The following is a 22,549-nucleotide window of genomic DNA, read 5'->3' on the forward strand; positions in this document are numbered from 1 at the left end:
ACCTGCCCGGTCGCGCCGCGGAAGGCCGCCGCCACACTCGTCGCCCCGACTGCCGCTCGCCGAAGCTGACCGCGTAGCCGAGGGTGCGGAAACGAAGCCCGCACCATCCGAGCGGTCGGCTCAGGTACACCCTGATCAGCCCGCGGCTCCAGCGACATCCGGACTCCTCGCTCGATCGGCGAACAGAGCGATCGTGGCAGCCTCGACTGTCCGTCATCAGCGGTTTGCGGATTTCCCAACGGAGTCCTTCAGGAGGGGGGCGTTGACTGGCGGACCGTCGAGCCGCGGCGCTCCTTGCGGATGTGCAGTTGTGCGGGGACCCGGGTGCGCAGCTCGGCGACGTGGCTGACGATGCCGACCGCGCGGCCGTTGTCGCGCAGGCCGTCGAGGATGTCGAGCACCCCGTCGAGGGTGTCCTCGTCCAGGGTGCCGAAGCCCTCGTCGACGAAGAGCGTGCCGATGTCGACTCCCCCGGCCTCGGCGGTGACCACGTCGGCCAGGCCGAGGGCCAGGGCCAGGGAGGTGATGAAGCTCTCGCCGCCCGACAGGGTCGCCGGGTCGCGGCCGACGCCGGTCCAGCTGTCCAGGATGTGCAGGCCGAGCCCGCCGCCGGACCTGCTCCGGTCGCCGGCGGAGCGGTCGCGGTTGTGCTCCAGCAGGTAGCGCCCGCCCGACATGTGGTCGAGCCGCTCGTTGGCCGAGGCGACCACCTGGCTGAGGCGCTCGCCGAGCACGTACGAGGAGAGCCGCATCCTCCACCGGTTGTCGGCGGAGTTCCCGCCGGTCAGGGCGGCGAGCCGGTCGGCCAGGCGGTGCTGCTCGTCGGCGGGCCGCCAGCGTTCCAGGCAGGCGGCCAGCTCGGTGCGGAGGGCGGCCAGCCGGGCCAGCCGGCCCTCGGCCTGGCTCCGCTCGGAGAGCAGGCGGGCATGGGCGGCGTCGGCCGCGTCCCGCGCCTCGCGCAGGCCCAAGAGGTCGGGTTCCGGCTCGGCGGCGGCGGCGACCAGCTCGGGGTCGGCGAGCATCGCGGCGACCGCGGCGCTCTCCGTGGCGAGCTCGTGGAGACGGGCGGCCTTCTCCTCCCGGTCGGCGGGAGAGCGTACGGCCGCGCGGGCGTCGTCCAGCCCGAGGAAGCCCGCCTCGACGACGGCGCTCAGCGCCCGGTCGCGGGCGGTCACCAGCTCGGCGGCGCTGACCCGCTCGTCCCTGACCGCCTCGACGGCCTCCCTGAGCAGTTCCGCCTCGTCGGCCAGCCGGTCCAGCCTGACGGTCAGCGTCGGGTCCTGGCCGCGTGCCTCGTCGATGCGCCCGGCCAGCCGCTCGGCGTCGGCGCCGAGCCTTTCGACGTCCGTACGGCGGGCCGCCAGGTCGACGGCGAGTTCGCGCGAGCGTTCCCGGAGCCGCTCGGACTCGGCGGCGATCCCGGCCGCCTCCGCCGCCAGCGCCGGCTCGGCCTCGGCCGACTCCCGGAGCGCGGCCAGCACCCCCTCCGCCTCGGCGAGCTCGCCCGTGGCGTCGGATACGGCCAGGTCGGTCCGGGCGCTCGCCTCCCGGTGGGCCGCGGTGACCTCGACGGCGTGAACGGCGGCGGCCAGGGCCGCGGAGAGACGCTCGGCCTCCACCGCCAGGCGGTCGCGGCGGGCCTGGACCGTGAGGTCGTCGCCCCGGGCCCCGTCCAGGCGGGCGGTCAGGCGCTCACGCTCGGCCTGCCATCCCGCCAGGCGGGCATGGCCTTCGGCGAGCCGCCGGGTGATCTCCTCGATCCGGGTTCTCGCGCCGTCCAGCTCGGCGGCGATCCGCTCCACCTCGGCGGCGAGGACGTCCTCGGCACCTGCCCTAGAGGTCAGCGCCTCCAGTTCCCGTTCGGCCTCGGCGAGGGTCTCCCCCGCCCGTTCCCCGGTCTCCTCCCCCGCGACGGCGAGGACCTCGTCGAGGCGGGAGAGCAGCACCGTGACCGTGGTCTCCGCACGCCGACGCCGTTCCTGGGCCGCCTCGTAGGCGCCCTGGGCCGCGCGCTCGTCCTCGGCGGTGTGCGCCTCGTCGGCCGGGGCGGCGGGAGCGGGGTGGTCGGGCGAACCGCACACCGCGCAGGGATCGCCAGGGGTGAGCTTGGCGGCGAGCTCGGCGGCCATGCCCTCGATCCTGGACCGCTGGATGTCCTGGTAGCGGTCGCGGAGCGTCTGCGCGAGGTCGGTGGTCTCGACCTGAGCGGCGCGCGCGACCTCCAGCTCGGCGCTGAGCGCCTCGCAGCGCCGTACCGCGGTGAGCACCGCGGTGGCGGCCTCGGCACGCGCCCGCGCAGCCGGAATTCCCGCCCCGGCGGCCCTGGCCTCGTTCAGTCGTATGGCCGCCTCCGCCGCCTCGGCGGGCAGCCCCTCCCGGCGCTCGCGGACCTCGGCCTCCTGCCGGGCCGCCTCCGCGAGCTCACCGTCAAGTGCGGCGATCAGCCCGTCGAGTTCGGCCAGCCGGGCCTCCTCGACCCGCAACCCCTCCAGCCCGGCCAGCTGTCGCCCGCACTCCCTCTCCCGGGCGGCGAGGACCTCGCGGATCTCACCGGGTTCGACGGACGGGCCGGCGCCCTCGCGACGGGTCCCGAGCACGTCATGGGCCTCGCCCGGAAGCGTGTCACCGCTCCCGGCGGGAAGCCCAGCTCCGAGCGGGTCGTGGGCTTCGGGAGTGGCGAAGGCGTCGCGGATCCCTGGCGGGAGAGCGGCAAGCCCGGCGGCGAGGTCGGCGCGGGCCGCGGCCAGGCCGGCGGCGAGGCGGTCGCGCTGCTCGGCCGCCCGAAGGCGGGTGGCGGCGCCCTCGACCGCCGACTCGGCGGCGGGGATGCGGGCGGCGTCCAGACGGGCGGCGGTGAGACGCTCGTCCACCTCCCGCCGGAGCTCGGGGATGACCTTCAGGCGGGAGTCGGCCACGGCCTGCGCGGCGGCCAGCTCGACGATCTCGCGAGCGGTCCTCTCCCGCTCCTGGACGATCTCCGCCAGGCGTGACTCCTCCGCGCGCAGCTCGCCCAGGCGGGTGATCTCGCTCCGGCGATCGCGTTCCAGCTCGACCAGGTGGCCGAGCAGGGCGTGACGGCGGTCCGCGTCGGCGTCCGCCCGGTCCCGGGCGTCGTCGCAGAGCGCGTCGGTACCCGTACGGTCGCGGACGACGTCGGAGGTGGCATCGAGGAGAGGGAGTGCGCGGGCGACGGCGTCGGCGGCCAGGCTTCGAGCCTTGGTCGCGGCCTCGGCGCGCTGCTCAGCGCCCTGGATCAGCGGCAGCACCCGGTCGGCGGTCGCCGCCTCCTCCAGGAGGGTCTCCAGGTCCGCCCGTTCCTCGGCGGTCTCCTCCAGCGCCCGGCTCCTGGTCAGCGCCTCGGCGTGGCGGCGGCGCCGGTCGGCCAGCGCGGTGCCACGTTCCAGGCTCTCGCGCGCCTGCCGTACGGCGGCCTCGCTACCAAGGCCCACACCGCTCAGCCGCGTGACCTCCCGTGCCGCGAGTTCCTCGACCGCGTGGGCCCATCCCAGTGGGTCATCCTCCACCGAGACCTCCGCCGAGACCTCCGCCGTGGCCTCCGCCGAGGTCTCGGCCAGCGCGGCCGAGAGCGCGGACCCCGCGGCTTCCTCAAGGCGTTTCACCGCGAAGTCGACCTCCTTGCGGAGGGCCTGCTGCTCGCGGAACGCCTCGGTGCGCCGGTCGGCGAGCCAGGACTCTGCGGTGGCATAGACCTTCACCGAGAAGAGGCGCTCCAGGACCTTACGCCGGTCCTCTCCGTCCGCACGGAGGAACTTCGCGAAATCCCCCTGGGGCAACATCGCGACCTGGAGGAACTGCTCGGCGTTCATGCCGAGCAGGGTGCCGATGAACTCCCCCGCCTCGTCGACCCGGTTGGTCAGCCCCACCCACTCCCCCGAGGGGGCGAACTCCTGGAGCAGTGCCTTCTCGTTCTCCCTGGTCGTGCCGGTGCCCCTGAGCTTGGGGCGCTGCCAGCCGGGCGACCGGGTGATCTTCAGCCGGCGCCCCCTGATCGTGACCTCCAGTGCCACGCTGGGCCCACGTCCCGGGGGCGCGTGGTCGCAGCGCAGGCTCTTGGCGCTGTCGCGCCTGCCCGGAACCCTGCCGTACAGGGCGTAGCAGAGCGCGTCGAGCACCGTGGTCTTGCCCGCCCCCGTGGGGCCGTGGATCAGGAAGAGCCCCGCCTCGGCGAGGGCGTCGAAGTCGACCTGCTCCTCACCGGGGAAGGAGCCGAAGGCGGTGATCCACAGACGGTGCGGGCGCATCTACGCCATCGCCTCCTTCGCGCGGGAGGCCTCGACGGCCCTGTGCAGCAGTTCGGTCTCGGCGGGGTCGGCGGCCTCGCCGCGCACCTCGCGGACGAAGTCGAGGGCGACCTCGATCTCGGGGCGCCCGGCCACCCTGGGCCGGGTGACGGTCTCACCGACCCCGCCCTCGGGTTCGAAGGACAGCGCGAGCGTGTGCGGGAAGCGGGACCTGAGCCGCTCCATCGCGCCCTTGGGCCGGATCCGGTCGATGAGCGTCACCTGGAGCCAGTGGTCCTCGTGGCGGGCGTGCTCGGGTGCGGCCAGCAGGTCGTCGATGCGGCCGGTGAGCCGGCTGACCGGCCTGGGCACCGGAGCCTCGGCGAACTCCGCGCGCTCGTACCCGCCGGGGCCGATGTCGACCAGCCAGGACCCCTTCACCTGGCCGGCCTCGGAGAAGGAGTAGGCGATCGGGGAGCCGGAGTAGCGGACGGTCTCGCTCATCCGCTGGCGACCGTGCAGATGGCCGAGCGCCACGTAGTCGACACCGTCGAAGGCGGACACCGGGACGTGCGCGACGCCTCCCACGCTGATGTCGCGCTCGCTGTCACTGCCCCGTCCCCCGGTCACGAACGCGTGGGCGAGGACCACCGCCCGAGGTCCGCGCCGGGTGAGGTCGGCGCGGATCAGGGACATGGCGTGCCCGATCGCGGCGGTGTGGGTGCGCTCGGGCAGCTCCCAGGGGGCGCGCACCAGCTCGGGCTCCAGATAGGGGATGCCGTAGAAGGCGACGCCGTCGACGACGACCGGCTCGCCGACCCGCTCGGGGTCGGTGCGCAGGTGGACGCCTGCCGCGTCGATGAGGTGCGCGCCGAAGCCGAGACGGCGTGCCGAGTCGTGGTTACCGCTGATCAGCACGGTGCGCGCCCCGGTGTCGACCAGTCGCCGCAGCGCCTGGTTGCACAACTCGACCGCGTCGACCGAGGGCAGCGCCCGGTCGTAGACGTCACCGGAGACCGCGACCACGTCGATCCGCTCCGATCTGACGGTCTCGATCAGGTGGTCGACGAAGGCACCCTGGGCGGCCAGGAGACTCTCCCGGTGGAACGAGCGGCCCAGGTGCCAGTCCGATGTGTGCAGCACCCGCATGTCGCACGAAGCTAACAGGACTCAGCGACAAATGTGGCCACTCACATCACTCGGATCGCCCGTCCCGCTCAGGGTTTTCGTCCATGAGTACGCTTGAAGATCGGAGGGAACGATACCGGGAAACGACGATCACGGAGGCGAGTGACGATCGGGGATCGGATCGGTAACCAGGCCGGCCGTGGCGTTCTGAGCGTCGCCTCCGGCCTGATCCTCGTGGTTCTCGCGACGGTGGGCTACACCCTGCCGCCGCCGTTCGACCCGACCCCGCTGCGCGCCGATCCGGTCTTCCAGACCCTTCCTCCCCAGCCGCCGGACGAGGTCAGGCCGGTCGCCGCGACCAGGCAGATCACCACGCAGGACGTCACCGTCACGGCCGAGGACGGTACACCGCTCGAGGCGACGATCCGCGCGCCGGTCGCCCCCGGACGCCACCCGGCGCTGGTCTTCGTGCAGGGGGCCGGGCCCGGGGTCAGGGGAGAGTTCACGACCCAGGCCGAGTGGCTGGCCAGGGCCGGGATCGTCACCCTCGTCTACGACAAGCGGACCGTGGGCTACGACTTTCGCAACCGTGACTTCGGCCTGCTCGCCCGCGACGCCCTGCTCGTTCTGGAGGAGCTGCTCGTCCGCGACGACGTCGACCCGGCCAGAGCGGGGCTCTGGGGGGTGAGCGAGGGCAGCTGGGTGGTGCCCATCGCCGCCACCAGGAGCAGCACCGTCGGGTTCACCGTGCTGGTGTCAGCACCCAACGTCTCCCCCATGCGGCAGGTGACCTGGGCACTGGGCGAGCAGCTCGAACGGCTGTACGCGCCCAGCGGGGTACGCGAGCTGCTCACCCGCGCCATGGGCGCCGTCGACATGAACTTCCTGCGCTACGACGGCCTGCCCGCGCTGCGCGGGATGCGGCAACCGGTCCTGGCCCTGTACGGCACGCGCGATCCCTCGATCCCGTTCGTGGAGAGCAGCATGGCGTTGACCGGCGCGCTCGCCGAGGGCGGCAACAGCGACTACACCATCCGCTACCTCGACCGCGCCGACCACGGCATGCGCGTGCACGGCGGCCCGTTCGCGCCCGGCTACCTGCAGACGCTGGCCAACTGGGTCCTGGGCCTGCCCGGCACGGCCAGACCCGCGGTGCGCATCGCCGGCGCCACGCCGATCCAGCGCCTGGAGGCCAGCGACGTTCCCGCGGCTCCCTGGTACGCCGGGGGGACCGTCATCGGGCTGACGCTCTGCCTGGCCGCGGTCGGCTACGTGGTCGGCCCGGTGGCCGAGATGGTGGTGCGGCTCCGCGGCCGGTCACCCGCCGCGGAGGCCAACGCCCGGATCTGGCCGCCGGTCCGGCGGCGATTCCGCCGGATGGCCTGGACCGGGGCCGGGCTGCTCGTCTCGGTGGTGGCGTTCATCACGCTGCTCGTGCTGTTCTCGGTCAACCAGGCCGGGGCGTGGCCCGCGGTGCTCACCGGGTGGCTGGTCATCAGGATCCTGGCGCTGCTGATGCTGCTGCAGGAGGTCACGGGCGTGGCGGCCGTCGTCGCGGGGTTGCGGGAGGGCTGGGAGCCCTCCCGTCCGCAGAGTTTCGCGATCGCCGGGGTGCTCGGCGGCACCGCCCTGCTCCTGGTGGCCGCGGCCTACTACGGCCTGTTCGCCTTCCCCTGGTGATGTCCTGATCGCCGGCGCGACATCTCTCGCATCCTGACCCGCCGGCGAGACCCGGAAGGTCAGGGACGGTCGAAATCACAGGATAAAGCCTCGTCAGCTTCCCGAGTTGTTCACCGACTTGTCGCCCGCGACCTGGTTTCGCCCCCCTACCATCTCCCTGCGGCGGTCAAGTCCGAGTCGAGCGCAAGGAAACGGGGAGCAATTGCGGGACAGATCAAAGCCGCCCGGCGTCGGTGCGGTCATCGGCTGGACGGCGCTGGCCGCCATCGCCCCGGGCGCCGCGCATCTGCGCGCCGGATGGCGAAGGACCGGGCTGGCGCTGCTGTGCGCGTACGCGGCGCTGCTGCTGGCCCTGCTCTGGGTCGCGCTCACCTCCGACCTCGGTGACCTCGCCGGGCAGTTGGTCTCCTCCTCCTGGCTGACCGGCGTCACGGTGGTCTCCCTGGCGCTCGGCGTCGCCTGGTTCGTCCTGGTCGTGCACTCGTTCGTGGTGATGAACCCCGGCACGCTGCCCGGTGCCGGGCAGGCGGTCGCCGGGGTCCTGGCGGGAACGCTCGCGGTGGCCGTACTGCTGCCGTTCGGCCTCCTCGGGCAGTACGCGGCGGTCTCGCAGTCGGCACTGGACGACGTCTTCAGTGCCCCGTCCACTTCACGCCCCGCCGGCGGCGGGGGTGGCGAGGACGACCCGTGGGCGAGCCGCGACCGGGTGAACATCCTGCTGCTCGGCGGGGACGCCGACACCCACCGGGTGGGCGTGCGGACCGACAGCATCAACGTGGCCAGCGTGGACGTCAAAACCGGCAACACCGTGCTGCTGAGCCTGCCGCGCAACCTGGAGAACGTCCGCTTCGTCCCCGGCTCCCCCATGGCGAGGCGCTTCCCCGACGGATTCAGGCTCCCGGCCAACCCGGACGGCTCGCGCGAGGACCTGCTCTTCGCCGTCTGGGAGTACGCCGACGCGCACCCGGAGATCTTCGGGGGCCGCAAGAAGCAGGGAGCGAAGACGCTCATCGACACGGTCGGCTACACGCTGGGCCTGAAGATCGACTGGTATGCCCTGGCCAACATGTGGGGCTTCGCCCGGCTGATCGACGCGATCGGCGGAGTGACGGTGACCGTGCCCCAGGACGTGGTCTTCGGCAAGTACGACGAGGGCCTGGTCAAGGCGGGTACCCGCAAGCTGCGCGGCGCCGACGCGATGTGGTTCGCCCGCTCGCGCACCAACAGCGACGACTACACCCGGATGGGGCGCCAGCGGTGCGTGCTGGGCGCCCTGCTCTCCCAGGCGGACCCGGCGACCGTGCTGTCGCGGTTCAATCAGGTCGCGCTGGCCACCAAGGAACTGCTGCGGACCGATATCCCTCGCCCGATGCTGGAGCACCTGGTCCCGCTGGCGCTGAAGGTCAAGAACGCGAAGGTGACCAGCGTCCAGTTCGTCCCGCCGCTGATCAACACCGGCTACCCCGACTGGAGCAAGATCCGCACGGTCACCGCGAAGGCCCTGCACTCCTCGGCCGTCACCAGGCGTCCCCTCACCGCCACCGCGGCCCCCACGGCCACCCCCCAGGCCACGACCTCCCGCACGCCCCTCCCCAAGGCGAGCACCACGGCGAAGCCGGACCCGACCGCTCCCAAGGGCATCACCGAAGGCTGCGGCTGAGCAGGGCCGGCCGGGAACGTCGCGCTAGGCCGAGTACGACTCCTTGGCCAGGCGGCGGACCCGGGCCTCGTCGATGCGGTGGCCCAGGCCCGGCTGGGTGAGGGGCACGGCCACCACGCCGCCGGAGGCGCCGACCGGCGGGTCGACGATCTGCGCGCTGCGCGGCGGTTCGGCCACGTCGCAGGGCAGGGTGCAGCCGGGCAGGCTGGCGGCGGCGACGGTGGCCGCGCGGGCCAGCCCGGTGCCCCGGCCTCCGGCGCAGGCGATCTCCCATCCGGCGCGCACCGCACGGTCGTGCACCCGCCGCACCTCGCGTAGGGAGCCCAGGGCCGATGGGCGGAGCAGCAGCGCTCTGCCCGCCCTCGCGGCGATCGCCTCGCCCAGTTCCGCGGCCGAGGCGACCTCGAGCAGGACCGGGGCGGCGACGCGCTGCTGCAGGTCGGCGTGGTCGGCCAGACCGGCGGGACCGGCGAAGGGGCGTTCGATGGCGGAGAGCGTGTAGGCGTCCAGCGCCTCAAGGGCGGCGACGTCGCGGTAGGCGCCACGAGCGTCCACACTGATGCCCAGCGCGGGGTACGCCTGGCGGACGGCGCGCAGCGGCTCGATGTCCCAGCCGGGATGGACGTCCAGGGTGACGTGGGCGTACCCGGCGCAGACATGCCGGTTCACCCGGGCGACCAGGCTCTCCAGGTTGCGGTCGGCGCCGATCCTGACGGTGGCCATGAGGGAGGTACGGGTACCGCCCAGCGCGTGGGCCAGCGGCACTCCGCGCATCCTCGCCCACAGGTCCCAGCAGGCCATGTCGGCTGCGGATCCGCCGGGGACGGCGCCGAGCTCGTCGGGGTGCTCCCAGTCGACGCCGATCAGCGCCTGCGCGAGCCCCTCCTCCAGCGCGACCCAGGTCTTGGGGTCGGCGTCGACGACCTCGCCCCACCCGGTCATGCCCCCGTAGTCGGTGAGCCGGACGAGGATGCTCTCCGGCCGCCTGCCGTACGGCAGGACCAGCCGGAACACCTCAAGCTCACGGACACGCGGCATGACCCCTCCTTGACCTCTCCGAACCCGGGAAATTCAAGCTCCTAAAACACGAATCCCGCCCGAAGGCGGGACTCCCCTCAACACCACCGGGAACGGCGTTCTTCCATGGTGCCACGACGGCCCGCGAATGCCTCCCGCTTGTGAGGGTGGGTTTTGGTCCAGTTTTTCCGATATTTCCGGCACTTTCGGCGCGGAGAGAACTCAGGTCGGGTAAGGGGGCAGCCCCAGGAAGAGCTCAGCCCCGGACAGAGGCGTCGGCTCTGACCCGGGCGCCGACCAGGATTCCGGTGGTCGCCATCAACGCCGCCAGCCCGAAACAGAGCAGGTAGGCGACGGCCGAGGCGCCCAGCGCCGCCAGGAGCGCGCCGGCGACCGCGACGGAGACGACCGTGTACACCGACTCCGCGACCCCCAGCGACGCGCTGTTCTCCCCCTCCTCCCCCAGGGGTGACAACTCCAGGACGAGTACCGACAGCGTCGGGTACACGATGCCCATGCCGAGCCCCAGGACGATCTCCCCGAGGAAGGCGGTGGCGACCGGGACGACGGCGAAGACCGTCAGGCCCATCAGCACGAGTCCCGCGGCGATCAGCGCCGAGCCGCAGCGCAGCACCAGTGCCCGGTCGAAACTCCGGCGGCCCACGACCCACGAGCCGAACGACCAGCTCAGCGCGCCACCGGTCAGGGTGAGCCCGGCCATGGTCAGCGACAGGCCGCGCTCCTGGTTGAGCATCAGCGGCAGGAACGCCTCCCCGCCGATGGCCGCGCCCGCCGCGATGCCCCGCAGCGAGATCACCGAGGGCAGGCCCCTGGCCGCGCGCAGGGTTCCCTCGGGGAGCAGCCGGGGCAGCGCCGCGACCAGCGTGGCCAGACCGACGACGAGCAGGACGAACCCGGCGCCGCGCGCCGCGCCCCCGTACTGCATCAGTGCCGCGCCGACCGCGACGAGCACCGCCCAGCCCAGCCGTCGCGCGATCGAGGAGCGCGGACCGGTCTGCGGCCGGTCCGACATGGGCGCGGCGGCCAGCCCGCGCCAGAGCAGCAACATCGCGGGAAGGAGGAGCACCGTCACGCCGATGAAGACCCAGCGCCAGCCCGCGTACTCCACCACGAGGCCGGTGATCACCGGCCCGACCATGGAGGGCACCACCCAGGCCGTCGCGAAGATCGAGAACACCCGGGGGTGCGTCTCGGCCGGGTAGACCCGCGAGACCAGCACGTACATCGCGACCTGGAAGACGCCTCCGCCGAAGCCCTGCACGAAACGGCCCACGACGAACACGTCCATCGTCGGCGCCGCCCCGGCCACGACCAGCCCCGCGGCGAAGAGCGCCACGCCGGCCCAGAGCGGCGCCATCGGCCCCCTGACGTCGCCCCATCGCCCACCCAGCACCGTCGCGATCACCCCGGCCGCCATCGCCCCGCTGAACGCCAGCCCGTACAGCGCGTGACCGTCCAACTCGTCGGCCACGACCGGCATGGCGGTGGCCACCGCCAGGTACTCGAAGGCGACCAGGGAGATGAGCGCCACCATCCCGACGGTCAGGGCACGGTGCCGCAGGGCGAATATCCCGGCAGCACGCTTTTCGCCCGTCATGGTATTGACCTCCTCCCCTCCCTGAAGGGAGGGGTTTCCCAGGGTCGCCCCAAGGGTTTCCTGTTTCATCGGGCCGAGCCTCCCCGGAAAACTCCGGGGCCGGTCTTACCAGCCCTCCGCAGGCGTTTTACCTCTCGACCAGCCCGGCCGCGAGAATGTTTCTGGCCGCGTTCACGTCCCGGTCGTGGGATGCCCCGCAGGAGGGACAGGTCCACGACCGGACGCTCAACGGCATCGACTCGTTGACGTGGCCACAGCCGTGCGCAGAGCACAGCTTCGACGACGGGAACCAGCGATCCACGACCACGAGTTCGCGCCCGTACCACTGGGCCTTGTACTCCAGCATCGAGCGGAACTCCCGCCACGACGCATCCGAGATGGCGCGCGCCAGCGAGTGGTTGCGCATCATATTGCGGACGGTCAGGTCCTCGATCGCGAGCGTTTGGTTCTCGCGCACCAATCGAGTGGTGACCTTGTGCAGGAAGTCCCGCCGCCGATCGGCGATCCGGGCATGGGCACGGGCCACCTTCACCTTTGCCTTGACCCGGTTCGCACTGCCCTTCGCCTTGCGGGACAACTCGCGCTGCGCCTTGGCCAGCCGTTTGCGGTCGGCCCGCTCGTGACGCGGGTTGGAGATCTTCTCCCCGGTGGAGAGGGTGAGCAGATGATTCAGTCCGGCGTCGATCCCAACCGCCTGCTCGACGGGCGCAAGCGGGCTGATCTTCTCTTCGACCAGCAGCGACACGAACCAGCGGCCGGCCGCGTCCTTCGACACCGTCACCGTGGACGGCTCCGCGCCCTCGGGCGGCGGACGCGACCACACGATGGCCAGCGGCGCGTCCATCTTCGCCAGCTTCAACACGCCTTCCCGGAACGAGAAGGCGTTGTTCTGGAACGTCGCCGATGCCCGCGACTTGCGCTTGGACTTGAAACGCGGATAGCGGGCACGCTTGGCGAAGAAGTTGTTGAACGCCACCTGCTGCTGCCGAAGCGCCTGCTGGAGCGGCACGTTCGACACCTCGCGCAGGAACTCCAGTTCCGGATCCTGCTTCCACGCAGTCAGCCATTTGGCGGTTTCCACGTACGAGGTCGAGACGCGCTCGTCGGTGTAGCGGCGGTTGCGTTCGGCCAGCGCCTTGTTCCAGATCAGCCGGACACACCCGAACGTGCGGACCAGTAGATCCGCTTGCTCGGGGGTCGGGTAGAAGCGGTATTTGAAGGCCCGCTTCACGATCTGAGACATGCTTAACATGATACTGCATGATCATGTTAAGCATGTCGGCCGGTTCCGGCCTATCTCCGCCCCGAAGGACGGAGTCTGCGGCCTTTGTGAACGAGATCATGAGCCGACGGTACGCCCGGCACTCCGCCCCTGACATCGGGCCTCCGTGTCAGTCCTTGGTCGTAGGACCGGTCTCCCGGCAGCGGGTCGAGCCCGGACACGAACCGCTCGGTGCCGTTGGCCTCCACCGGATCGTCGACCCGGTGGACGAGCCTGCGGAACCGGCCGGCGAGCGGTTCGGCGGCCGACCCGTTCCCATGACCCTGGAGTCGGTCGGCGGCGGCCCCGCGGGTACAGTGGCCGGTGGTGCGCCGGGAAGTCTGGTCGGCAGTGGCTGACCCGACCCCGAAAACGGAGCGCTGATGACCAAGACCCCGCCCGGCACGTCCCGCCTGCTCGGCCTGGGCTCGTGGCCCGAGGCCCGTCGCATCGCCGGCATCCTCCGCGAGGAGACCGTCGGCGGAGCGCTGCTGCTGGCCGGTGCGGTGGCCGCCATGATCTGGGCGAACTCCCCGTGGTCGGGCGCCTACGAGGCGCTGCGTGCCTTCAGGGTCGGCCCGGCGGCACTGCACCTGGACCTGAGCCTGGCGACCTGGGCCGCCGACGGGCTGCTGGCGATCTTCTTCTTCGTGGCCGGCCTGGAACTGAAGCGCGAGTTCGTCGCCGGTGACCTGCGCCAGGTGCGGCGGGCCGCGGTGCCGGTCGCGGCCGCACTCGGCGGGGTGATCGTCCCGGCCGTGCTGTACCTGCTGCTCACCCTCGGCTCCGGTGCCGGTTCCGGCGCGGCGCGGGGCTGGGCGATCCCGACGGCCACCGACATCGCGTTCGCCCTGGCCGTGCTCGCGGTCATCGGCCGGTATCTCCCCACCGCGCTGCGCACCTTCCTGCTCACCCTGGCCGTGGTCGACGACCTGGTGGCCATCATCATCATCGCCCTCTTCTACACCGAGCACCTGTCGGTGCTGCCGCTGCTGGGCGCGCTGCTGCCACTGGCGGTCTTCGCCATGCTGGTACAGCGCCGGGTACGCGCCTGGTGGCTGCTGCTGCCACTGGCCGCCGCCACCTGGGCGCTGATGCACGCCTCGGGCGTACACGCCACCGTCGCCGGCGTGCTGCTGGCCTTCACCGTGCCGGTCCTGCGCGGCGAGCGCGCCGGTGGCCCGGAGGCCGGGCCCGGCCTGGCCGAGCACTTCGAACACCGCCTGCGGCCGATCTCGGCCGGGGTGGCCGTGCCGGTGTTCGCGTTCATGTCGGCCGGGGTGAGCCTCGGCGGCCTGAGCGGTCTGGCCGGCGCCCTGAGCGACCCGGTCGCGGTGGGCGTGGTCGTGGGCCTCGTGGCGGGCAAGCCCATTGGGATCATGCTCGCGACCTGGCTGGTGGCCCGCTTCACCCACGCCCACCTGGACGAGGGGCTGGCCTGGGTGGACGTGGCCGGGCTGGCCATCCTGGCCGGTATCGGATTCACCGTCTCCCTGCTCATCGGGGAGTTGGCCTTCGGCGCCGGCAGCGAGCGTGACGCCCACGTCAAGGTGGCGGTCCTGACCGGCTCCCTGATCGCGGCGCTGGCCGCGACGGTGATCCTTCGCCTGCGCAACCGCGTCTACCGGCGCATCCACGAGGCCGAAACCGTCGACCGCGACCACGACGGCATCCCCGACGTCTACCAGAGACGTTCCTGAGAGGCCGGGAAGCCTGCTGAGCACGGCGGAGAACCGTGACTCGACGTGCCGCCGGGAGGAGAACCGTCCGAGCGGGCCGCATGACCGGCCCCGCCCACGACGGCGGCTGATCCGTCGCCGGGTCGAGGGGCCGCCTTCGGTCCGAGTTTGGCCCCTGACGTCCTGGAGAAGGTGGGCCCCCGTGGCCTTGCCTCCTTCACCAGGACGGGATCAGGTGGCGGTGCGCTCCAGCCGGCGCTCGGCCCACTGGCCGATGTCGCGGCGCTCGATCGCCGCGGCCATCAGGTCGGGAAAGGCGTCGGGGGTGCAGGCGAAGGCGGGCACCCCCATGGCCGCGAGCGCCGCGGCGTTGTCGTGGTCGTAGAAGGGCGCGCCCTCGTCGGAGAGCGCGAGCAGCACGATCACCTGGACGCCCGCCGCGGTCATCTGGGCGACCCTGCGGAGCATCTCCTGCCGCACGCCGCCCTCGTAGAGGTCACTGATCAGGATGAAGATCGAATCGTTGGGGCGGGTGATGAGGCCCTGGCAGTAGGCGATGGCCCGGTTGATGTCGGTGCCGCCGCCGAGCTGGGTGCCGAACAGCAGCTCGACCGGGTCGTGGAGCTGATCGGTGAGGTCGACGACCGCCGTGTCGAAGACGACCAGCGAGGTCTTCAGCGAGCGCATCGAGGCGAGCACCGCGCCGAACACACTGGAGTAGACGACGGAGGCGGCCATCGATCCGCTCTGGTCGATGCAGAGCACCACCTCTCGCTGGACCGCCCGCTGCCTCCTGCCGTATCCGACCAGCCTGGACGGGATCACGGTGTTGCGCTCCGGCAGGTAGTTCCTCAGGTTGGCGCGGATCGTGCGATCCCAGTCGATGTCGGCGACCCGCCTGGGCCGGTGGGTCCTGGCCGAGCGGTCCAGGGCGCCGGTCACGGCGGCCTTCGTCTTCTGAACCAGCCGCCGCTCCAACTCGGAGACGACCTTGCCGACCAGCGCCCTGGCCGACTCCCGCGCCTTCTCCGGCATCACCCGGTTGAGCGACAACAGGGTGCCGACCATGTGCACGTCCGGCTCGACGGCCTCCAGCATCTCCGGCTCCATCAGCAGCCGGGTCAGGTTCAGCCGCTCGACGGCGTCCTTCTGCATGACCTGGACGACGGTCGAGGGGAAGTAGGACCGGATGTCGCCCAGCCAGCGCGCCACCCTGGGCGCGGAGGCGCCCAGGCCACCGCTCCGCTCGGCCGCCCCCGCACCGGCGCCGTCGTACAGCGCGGCCAGTGCCCCGTCCATCTGGGCGTCGGTTCCGGCGAGCGAGCACCCGGTGCCGTCGGCGTCACCGCCCAGGACCATCCGCCAGCGGCGCAACCGCTCATCCATCGCTGCTCCCCGTCCTTCCCAGAATCGCCAGCACGGTCCGCACGGCCGCCGCCGCGCGTTCCTCGTCGAACTCCTCCGCGTCCGGTGCCCGATCCGCGCCGCCGGAGCCGAGAGAGCGGACGCGCGAGCCGATCGAACGCCGCTCAGGCGCGGCGAAGGCGCCGAACGTCCTGCGGAGCAGGGGCAGCACGTCGACGAAGGTCTCCGGGGCGAGTCCGGTGAGCCACTCGTCGACCAGCCCGAGCAGCCGGGAGTCGTGGACGAGCAGCAGCCCGCCCCCGGAAAGGAACCCCTCGATCCAGGACGCCGCCCTGGCCGGCGGGTGCCCCGCCGACATCGCCAGCGACATCCGACGGCCCGCCTCGGCCGTGTCGAGGTCGGCCGCGTCCAGCAGGATCCTGGCGAGCCGGCCCTCGATGAGCCCGTGCAGGTCACTGCGGCCGGAAGCCCCGCGCAACGCCACCAGCCACCGTCCCTGCGGAGACTCCTCCTCGGGGCGGGCAGCGCCTCCCGAGGCTCCGGTGCTCCTCGCCTCCTTCGCGCCCTCCGGACCGTCCAGGCCCGCGGAACCGGCGGATGCGCCCGGATCACCCTGAGCCCCCGTCTCCCGTGAATCACCGAAGACACCAGGACCGGCGGGCACGGCTTCGAGCAGGGAGACGGCGGTGTGGACGGCGTCGATGTGACGGATCAGGTCACGGGCGGCGTCGTCGTCGAGGCCGGTGACGGCGCCACCGAGGCCGACGCAGATCCTGGTGAGCATCGCCCAGGCGATGGCGGTCAGGCCGGTGGCGGGGGTGCCGCGCACGTCGCCGTATCGCTGGGCGCGGACCATCGCCGGGAGCGCCGCCATCAGGTGCGTGACGTCACCGTCGAGCGCGGCCCGCGCCGACAGGGCGTCGAGCACGTGCGGCAGCGCCTCCGGCAGGTCGGCGAGCAGGCAGTGCTCCACCAAGCCGGTGAGCCCGGCCAGCGTGACGCCTCCGGGCGCCCCGCCGCCGGACGGCCCCCCGGTCCCGGCCGCACCGCCTCCCCGGCCCGGCATCCCCGAGCCGGGGGTCCCGCCGGGCGCCCCGCCCCCGTCGGCGAGGTCGCGGACGCGGGCGGCGGCCGCGGCCGGGACGGTCGTGCCCCAGGAACTCGCCTCGATCAGGTCGATGTCGAACTCGGGCCGCCAGGTGAGCGACCACGACTCGCGGAAGGTGCCCTTGCTCCGGCTCTCCTGGGGAGTGCCCCAGCCGACGCCGAGCAGGCGGAGCCTGTGCAGCAGCCTGCTGCGCTCCAGGTCGAGAGGTTTGCGCAGGTCGAGGTCGTACTCACGGTCGAGCGCCTCGGGCTTGAGCCTCACCCGCCGCTGCTCCTCACGCAGGTGGCGCTGGAGGGGGACCATCGGGGTGCTGTCCGGCACCTGGCCGAGCCGCTCCCCCACGACCATGCGCCGCTGGATCAGCTCCACCGGCAGGTCGTCGCCCTCGCACAGCACCGCCCTGACCGCCTCGGTGACCTCCGCCAGCCCGGCCAGGGGCCGTCCCCTGAGCACGGCCAGGCCTTCGGCGAGCCGGACCGCCTCGATGACGTGGGCGGAGGAGACCGGCAGGTCCTCCTCCCGGAGCACCCCGGCCGCCCCGGTCAGCCACCGTTCGACGGGGCGGTCCGGGGAGGCGAACAGATGGTGATACCAGCCGGGGGAGGTCACACCCGCGCCGTACCCGCTCCAGGAGGCCAGCCGCCCGTACGTCCACGGCACCCAGGTGATCTCGGCCCTGACCTTGGGCAGCCCTCTGAGCAGCGCGTCGTCGGCCTTCACGGTGGGCAGCCCGGCTCCCCAAGGCGCTCCCGCACCCGCCGTGCCCGCCAGCGCGGGGACGTGCCAGGCTCCGCAGACCACGGCGATCCGCTCGAAGCCGTCCCGGATCGCCCTGCGGATCGTGCGCCGCATGAAGGCCTCGCGCCGCGCCTCGTACCCGTCGGCGACGTGTCCCTCGCGGACCGCCTCCACGGCCTGGGCGATCATGTGGAACGGGGTGTCGCCGCGGTGCTCGACGGCGTCCTCCCACCACCGCTCCGGGTCGTCGTATCCGGCGGCGCGGGCGAGGGCCCCGATCGGATCGACCTGTACGGCGTCATCCGCCGTCTCACGATGGAAGCCGGGAACACCCGTGTCCGGCTCTTCTCCTGGCCGCGGCTCGGCGTCGCCGGTCGCGCCGGGGCGGGAGGCGAGGCTGTGCGCGGCCGGCAGGTCGCAGAAGCGGACCGGGATGCCCGCCCCGACGGCGTGGCGGAGCGCCTGCCACTCGGGGGAGAACACCGCGAACGGCCAGAACGCGGCGGTGGACGGCTCGCCCGGCACGTGGGCGAGGAGCGCCACCGGTGGCTGGAGGTCGGGGTCACGGGCCAGCTCGACCAGCTCGTCCGCCTCGGGCGGGCCCTCGATGAGCACGATGTCCGGCTTGAGGCGGTCAAGCTCGTCGCACAGGGACCGCGCCGACCCGGGTCCGTGGTGCCGGATCCCCAGCACGGACACACTCATCGTTGCCCCCTGACCGGCGAGGAAGCCGTCTCACCGACCGGTGGCACCGGCGACGTGACGCGATGGCGACCGCGCGGGGTGGCCGCGGGCGTGCCACCCGATACGGGACCGAGGCCAGGCGAGGAAGCCGCCTCACCGACCGGCGGCATGGCGCGATGGCGACCGCGCGGCCTGATCACCGGTGTGCCACCCGATACGGGACCGGAGCCCGGGACGGAGATCGGGAGCGGCCCCCTCCCGGGGATCACCGCCTCAGCCCGCGTCACGGCAGGCCCGGTAGAAGTCGCGCCAGTCCTGGCGCTCGCGCACCACGGTCTCCAGGTACTCGCGCCAGACGACGCGGTCGGAGACCGGGTCCTGGATCACCGCGCCGGCGATGCCCGCGGCCACGTCGGAGGGGCGGAGCACCCCGTCGCCGAAGTGCGCGGCCAGCGCGATGCCGTTGGTGAGGACGGAGATGGCCTCGGCGGTGCTGAGCGTGCCACTGGGGGACTTGACCTTGGTGCGGCCGTCCTCGGTGACGCCGGTGCGCAGCTCCCGGAAGACCGTGACGACGCGGCGGATCTCCTCCAGCCCGGTGAGGGTCTCGGGCAGCTCCAGGGAGCGGCCGAGCTGGCCGACCCTGCGGGAGACGATGTCCACCTCCTCCTCGGCGGTGGCGGGCACCGGCAGCACGACCGTGTTGAACCGGCGGCGCAGTGCGCTCGACAGGTCGTTGACGCCGCGGTCACGGTCGTTGGCGGTGGCGATGATGTTGAAACCGCGCTCGGCCTGCACCTCCCGGTTGAGCTCGGGAATCGGCAGCGTCTTCTCCGACAGCACGGTGATCAGCGCGTCCTGGACGTCGGAGGGCATCCGGGTCAGCTCCTCCACCCGGGCCAGCCGCCCCTCGGCCATCGCCCGCATCACCGGGCTCGGCGTGAGCGCCTCCATGGACGGCCCCTCGGCCAGCAGCCTGGCGTAGTTCCAGCCGTAGCGGATGGCCTCCTCCGCGGTGCCCGCCGTGCCCTGCACGAGGAGTGTGGAGTCACCACTGATCGCGGCGGCCAAGTGCTCCGAGAGCCAGGTCTTGGCGGTGCCGGGCACGCCGAGCAGCAGCAGCGCGCGGTCGGTGGCGAGTGTCGCCACGGCCACCTCGACGATGCGCCGCGGCCCGATGTACTTGGGGGTGATCTGGTCGCCGTCACCGAGGATGTAGGTGGTCACCGCCCAGGGCGACAGTTTCCAGCCCGGCGGGCGGACCCGGTCGTCGCCCTTGGCCAGGACCGCCAGTTCCTCGGCGTACTGGTCTTCGGCGTGGGCCCGCAGAACCGTTGTCACTGTGTGAGCTCCTTCAACATGTCGTCACGGAAACGCAGGAGGGCGGCGACCTCCTGGATGGACGGCTCCGCTGAGAGCCGCCCGGCCATGTCGTGCAGTGCCGGATCGATGCGCTCACCGGCGAGCTTGGTCAGCTCGCCGAGGTTCCACGGCTGGGTGCCGGACACATCGATGATCTTCTGGAGGACCGCCGTGGCCAGGGCCGGACCCCACGGGGCCGCGGCCCCGCCGAGAACCATGATCAGTTGGCCGTCCAGGCCGTGCCGCCGTACGAAGTCGGCCGCGACGATCTCCTGCCTGTCGCGGGGCAGCGCGGCCAGCAGGTCGGCGATCGGGTCCCAGGCGAAGAGCTCCAGCGCCCACTCCGGGTCACCCTGGAGAACGGCGGCCCTGACCCAACCGGCCATGACCTCGCGGTTCCAGTCGACGATCTTCATCCGGACCAGCTCCCCGGGCGACCGGCCGAGCAGCCGGGGCCAGACGCCCAGCGGGGTGCGGGCCACGGCCTGCTGCAGCCACCAGCCCCGCTCGCCCGTCCCCCGGGGCGCCTTCGCCCGGATGCCGTCGCGCTCCATGGCGCTGTCGCAGGCCACCGGCGGGTCGACGTGGATCTCACCGCCGGCGACGGTGACATACCGGGCGACGCGCTCCGCCATGCGCAGGGCCAGGCGCGATCCGGGGAGCCGGGTGAGCAGGTCGGCCGCCTGGTGGCGGACCTCGCGGCGGCGGTCGTCGAGCGCGGACTCCAGGAACGGCTCGTCCTCAAGCGACAACCCCGTGCTGAGAGCCTCCAGGAACGCCGCCCTGTCGTCGGGACTCTCCTTCTCCCAGGTGGCGGCGAGCAGTTCCCTGGCCCTCGCCGGATCGGCCGCCCGCAACTCGCCCAGATGGACGCGACGGTCACCCGAGGTGCCGAACTCCCAGACCTGCGAGGTCGGCCCAGAGTCGGTCGCGGGGCCGGTCGCGGGGCCGGTCGCGGCCACTCCCGTGACCTCCTCGAGCAGGAAACCCCACGCCGGGTTCAGCCCCGCCAGCCAGCGCCCCCGGTTGCCCGCCAGGACACCGAGATACGGCCGGATCGACCTGTCCCTGACCGCGTGGTCGAGAAGCTCGGGCAGCAGGTGGGGCGAGAGGCGGTAGCCACGCCCGGCCGCGGTCTCCAGCCACTCGGTGAGCAGTCTCGGCTGCTCACCACCGAGAACGCGGGCAAGCCGGTCGCCCGCGGCGCGCGAGACCTCCGGCTGCTCCTCGGGCGCCGCGAGACTCAGCGGCTCGCCCGGGGCGACCGGCCGCCGGCCCGCGCGCATCCGCAGCGTGTGCACGGCCGCGCGCCCGAGCAGCTCGACCTCGCTCGCCCCCTCTCCGGGCAGCGGGCGCCGGTCGGTCCCGACGAGCGCGGTGGACACCAGCTCCTCCCAGTCGGCGGAGGCGTTCACAGGGCGATCACCCGGCCTTCCTCATCCCAGGTCGTGAGGGGGCGCAGGCCCCTCGGGGTCCATTCGGCGGCGACGGTCAGCGGATGACCGCCCGAGGTGGCGACCAGCCGCCACGGGGTTCCCGCGGACGGGTGGAGCGGCAGCCCGCCGGAGGGCCCGGCCAGGAGCCGCGAACCACTCCCCGCGGGAGTCACCCCCTCCAGCACGAGCGGCCAGGAGTCGAGCCAGGGGTCGCCCGCCAGAGCCTCGGCCACCTCGCCCAGTGCCCGCTCGATGCTCTGGCCGGGCGGCGGGCCGGCCGGGGCGGCGTCGTGCCGGGCGGCGACCACCGCGCGCAGCGGAGTCGAGCCGGGGTAGAACGCCAGGTCGGCGTCCATGGTCGTGCCGGTGACGAGCGAGGCGTCGAGAGCCTGTCCGACCGGTGCGAACGAGAGCACCAGTGCCGCCCTGCCCGTCTGGCGCCCGCGCAGCCAGACCCGGCGCGCGATCAGCCGGTCGTGCTCCTCGTCGCGCCGTCCCAGCACGTCCCACAGGTCGCGGACGACCTCCCCCGCGAGCACCTCCTCCTTCGTCACCGAGAAACCGACCCGGTCGCGCACCCTTTCCAGGAGCCCCGCGGGCGCGACCTCCGGCACATCCCCCGGGCCGCCACCGGTCCCGTCGCCGGTTACGTCGCCGGTCCCGTCGCCGACCGGAGCCGCGAGGTTGCGGTGGGCCACGCAGAGCAGGTGCAGCAGCGCGTACTCGCTGAGCAGGCGGGCGGGCCAGTCATCGCCGTCCAGCACGGCGGGCAGGCGCGACAGCGAGCCCGCGACGGCGGGCGCCTGGGCGTCGATCAGGCGCTTGACCAGGTCGTCCCACTGGTCGTGACGCCGTGACCCGGCGAGGCCCTGCCTGACCTGGTCGGCGAGCCAGCGCTCCAGATCCGACAGACCGGCGCTCACGCGCTGTTCGCGCAGCGCGGCCCGGCGGCCGTCGGCGGGAGCCGCCTCGGCAGACCTGGCGGCGCGGGTCGCCCCGGCCTCCACCGCCCTGGCCGCGCGGTCGCGCCGCCCGTCGAGCCACTCACCCACCCAGTCGGCGACCTCCTCCGCGGCGGGGACACCGTCGGCCGACCACAGGAGCAGCAGGCCGAGAGCGTGCTTGCACGGGAACTTCCTGCTGGGGCAGGTGCATCGGTAGGCGGGCTCGGACAGGTCGACACAGGCCCGGTAGGGCTTGGAGCCGCTGCCCGCGCACTCGCCCCACACCGCGTCGGCGGTGACTCCGGTCCCCGACCACTTTCTGGGGGAGGAGATTGTCCCGGCCGCTTTCTGGGACGAGGCGTCGGGCGCGAGCGCCAGCACCTGATCCCGGTTCCACCGTTCGATCACGGACCGAACCTAGCCAACCCCTCCGACAAATCCGGACCACTCACCCCGCAGGACGATCTCCGTCGCCCCGGTGACTCCCGCACCGATCGGCAGCCCTCGTCACGCCCGGTACGCGCGCCCCCTCGCGCGCCCGCCCCGCCGACCGTCCAGACGGCCTCCGCCGCGGGGACGCCCGCACCGTCCGACACCCACGCGTCGGCAATACGTCGGTGCGCACACG

The 22,549-nt window shown here is 72.9% G+C and carries 13 protein-coding genes and 1 pseudogene; 4 read left to right on the forward strand and 10 right to left on the reverse strand.

Annotated elements, in window-relative coordinates:
• Positions 1 to 248: 248 nt before the first annotated feature.
• Positions 249 to 4,262: an AAA family ATPase gene (locus tag ABT130_RS03845; protein ID WP_350952599.1), complete on the reverse strand. Its 4,014-nt coding sequence runs from the start codon at positions 4,260 to 4,262 to the stop codon at positions 249 to 251.
• The gene (locus ABT130_RS03850; RefSeq protein WP_350952601.1) at positions 4,263 to 5,390 is read right to left on the reverse strand and encodes an exonuclease SbcCD subunit D; all 1,128 of its coding nucleotides are present in this window, start codon (positions 5,388 to 5,390) and stop codon (positions 4,263 to 4,265) included.
• A gap of 141 nt (positions 5,391 to 5,531) precedes the next feature.
• On the opposite strand from ABT130_RS03850, the gene ABT130_RS03855 reads away from it, so the two are divergent.
• Together ABT130_RS03855 and ABT130_RS03860 are read left to right on the forward strand one after the other, a co-directional pair.
• Positions 5,532 to 7,049 carry an alpha/beta hydrolase family protein gene (locus ABT130_RS03855; protein ID WP_350952603.1) on the forward strand — a complete coding sequence of 506 codons (1,518 nt, stop codon included), beginning with the start codon at positions 5,532 to 5,534 and terminating at the stop codon, positions 7,047 to 7,049.
• Positions 7,050 to 7,251: 202 nt separating this feature from the next.
• Complete coding sequence (locus ABT130_RS03860; RefSeq protein ID WP_350952605.1) at positions 7,252 to 8,709, forward strand: LCP family protein; 1,458 nt, start codon at positions 7,252 to 7,254, stop codon at positions 8,707 to 8,709.
• Positions 8,710 to 8,733: 24 nt separating this feature from the next.
• Here the strand turns inward: ABT130_RS03860 and ABT130_RS03865 are convergent, their stop codons facing one another.
• The 3 genes and pseudogenes from ABT130_RS03865 to ABT130_RS03875 all read right to left on the reverse strand — a co-directional run.
• Positions 8,734 to 9,747: an enolase C-terminal domain-like protein gene (locus ABT130_RS03865; RefSeq protein WP_350916422.1), complete on the reverse strand. Its 1,014-nt coding sequence runs from the start codon at positions 9,745 to 9,747 to the stop codon at positions 8,734 to 8,736.
• Positions 9,748 to 9,982: 235 nt separating this feature from the next.
• Positions 9,983 to 11,344: an MFS transporter gene (locus ABT130_RS03870; protein WP_350952607.1), complete on the reverse strand. Its 1,362-nt coding sequence runs from the start codon at positions 11,342 to 11,344 to the stop codon at positions 9,983 to 9,985.
• A gap of 42 nt (positions 11,345 to 11,386) precedes the next feature.
• Positions 11,387 to 12,587: pseudogene (locus tag ABT130_RS03875) on the reverse strand (RNA-guided endonuclease InsQ/TnpB family protein); the annotation flags it as partial.
• A gap of 155 nt (positions 12,588 to 12,742) precedes the next feature.
• Here ABT130_RS03875 and ABT130_RS03880 point away from each other — a divergent pair.
• Both ABT130_RS03880 and nhaA read left to right on the forward strand, forming a co-directional pair.
• Complete coding sequence (locus tag ABT130_RS03880; RefSeq protein WP_350952611.1) at positions 12,743 to 12,964, forward strand: hypothetical protein; 222 nt, start codon at positions 12,743 to 12,745, stop codon at positions 12,962 to 12,964.
• A 24-nt stretch (positions 12,965 to 12,988) separates the two neighbouring features.
• Complete coding sequence (nhaA, locus tag ABT130_RS03885; protein WP_350952613.1) at positions 12,989 to 14,305, forward strand: Na+/H+ antiporter NhaA; 1,317 nt, start codon at positions 12,989 to 12,991, stop codon at positions 14,303 to 14,305.
• Between the two features lie 210 nt (positions 14,306 to 14,515).
• On the opposite strand, the gene ABT130_RS03890 is transcribed toward nhaA, so the two are convergent.
• The 5 genes from ABT130_RS03890 to ABT130_RS03910 all read right to left on the reverse strand — a co-directional run bounded on the left by ABT130_RS03890 (position 14,516) and on the right by ABT130_RS03910 (position 22,329).
• On the reverse strand, positions 14,516 to 15,670 hold the full coding sequence (locus ABT130_RS03890) for a VWA domain-containing protein (protein WP_350916407.1): 1,155 nt from the start codon (positions 15,668 to 15,670) through the stop codon (positions 14,516 to 14,518).
• Complete coding sequence (locus tag ABT130_RS03895; protein ID WP_350952615.1) at positions 15,663 to 18,200, reverse strand: DUF5682 family protein; 2,538 nt, start codon at positions 18,198 to 18,200, stop codon at positions 15,663 to 15,665. The genes ABT130_RS03890 and ABT130_RS03895 overlap by 8 nt, the downstream gene beginning before the upstream one ends.
• A gap of 252 nt (positions 18,201 to 18,452) precedes the next feature.
• A complete protein-coding gene (locus tag ABT130_RS03900) occupies positions 18,453 to 19,520 on the reverse strand; it encodes an ATP-binding protein (protein ID WP_343980120.1) in 1,068 nt (355 codons plus the stop codon).
• Positions 19,517 to 20,956 (reverse strand): DUF5691 domain-containing protein, encoded by a 1,440-nt coding sequence (locus tag ABT130_RS03905; RefSeq protein ID WP_350952617.1) that lies wholly within the window; start codon positions 20,954 to 20,956, stop codon positions 19,517 to 19,519. Before ABT130_RS03905 ends, ABT130_RS03900 begins: the two co-directional genes overlap by 4 nt.
• Positions 20,953 to 22,329, reverse strand: a complete 1,377-nt coding sequence (locus tag ABT130_RS03910) for an SWIM zinc finger family protein (protein WP_350952619.1) — start codon at positions 22,327 to 22,329, stop codon at positions 20,953 to 20,955. The genes ABT130_RS03905 and ABT130_RS03910 overlap by 4 nt, the downstream gene beginning before the upstream one ends.
• Positions 22,330 to 22,549: the final 220 nt, after the last annotated feature.

This window comes from Streptosporangium sp. NPDC001681, assembly GCF_040298085.1.
Taxonomy (GTDB): Bacteria; Actinomycetota; Actinomycetes; order Streptosporangiales; family Streptosporangiaceae; genus Streptosporangium.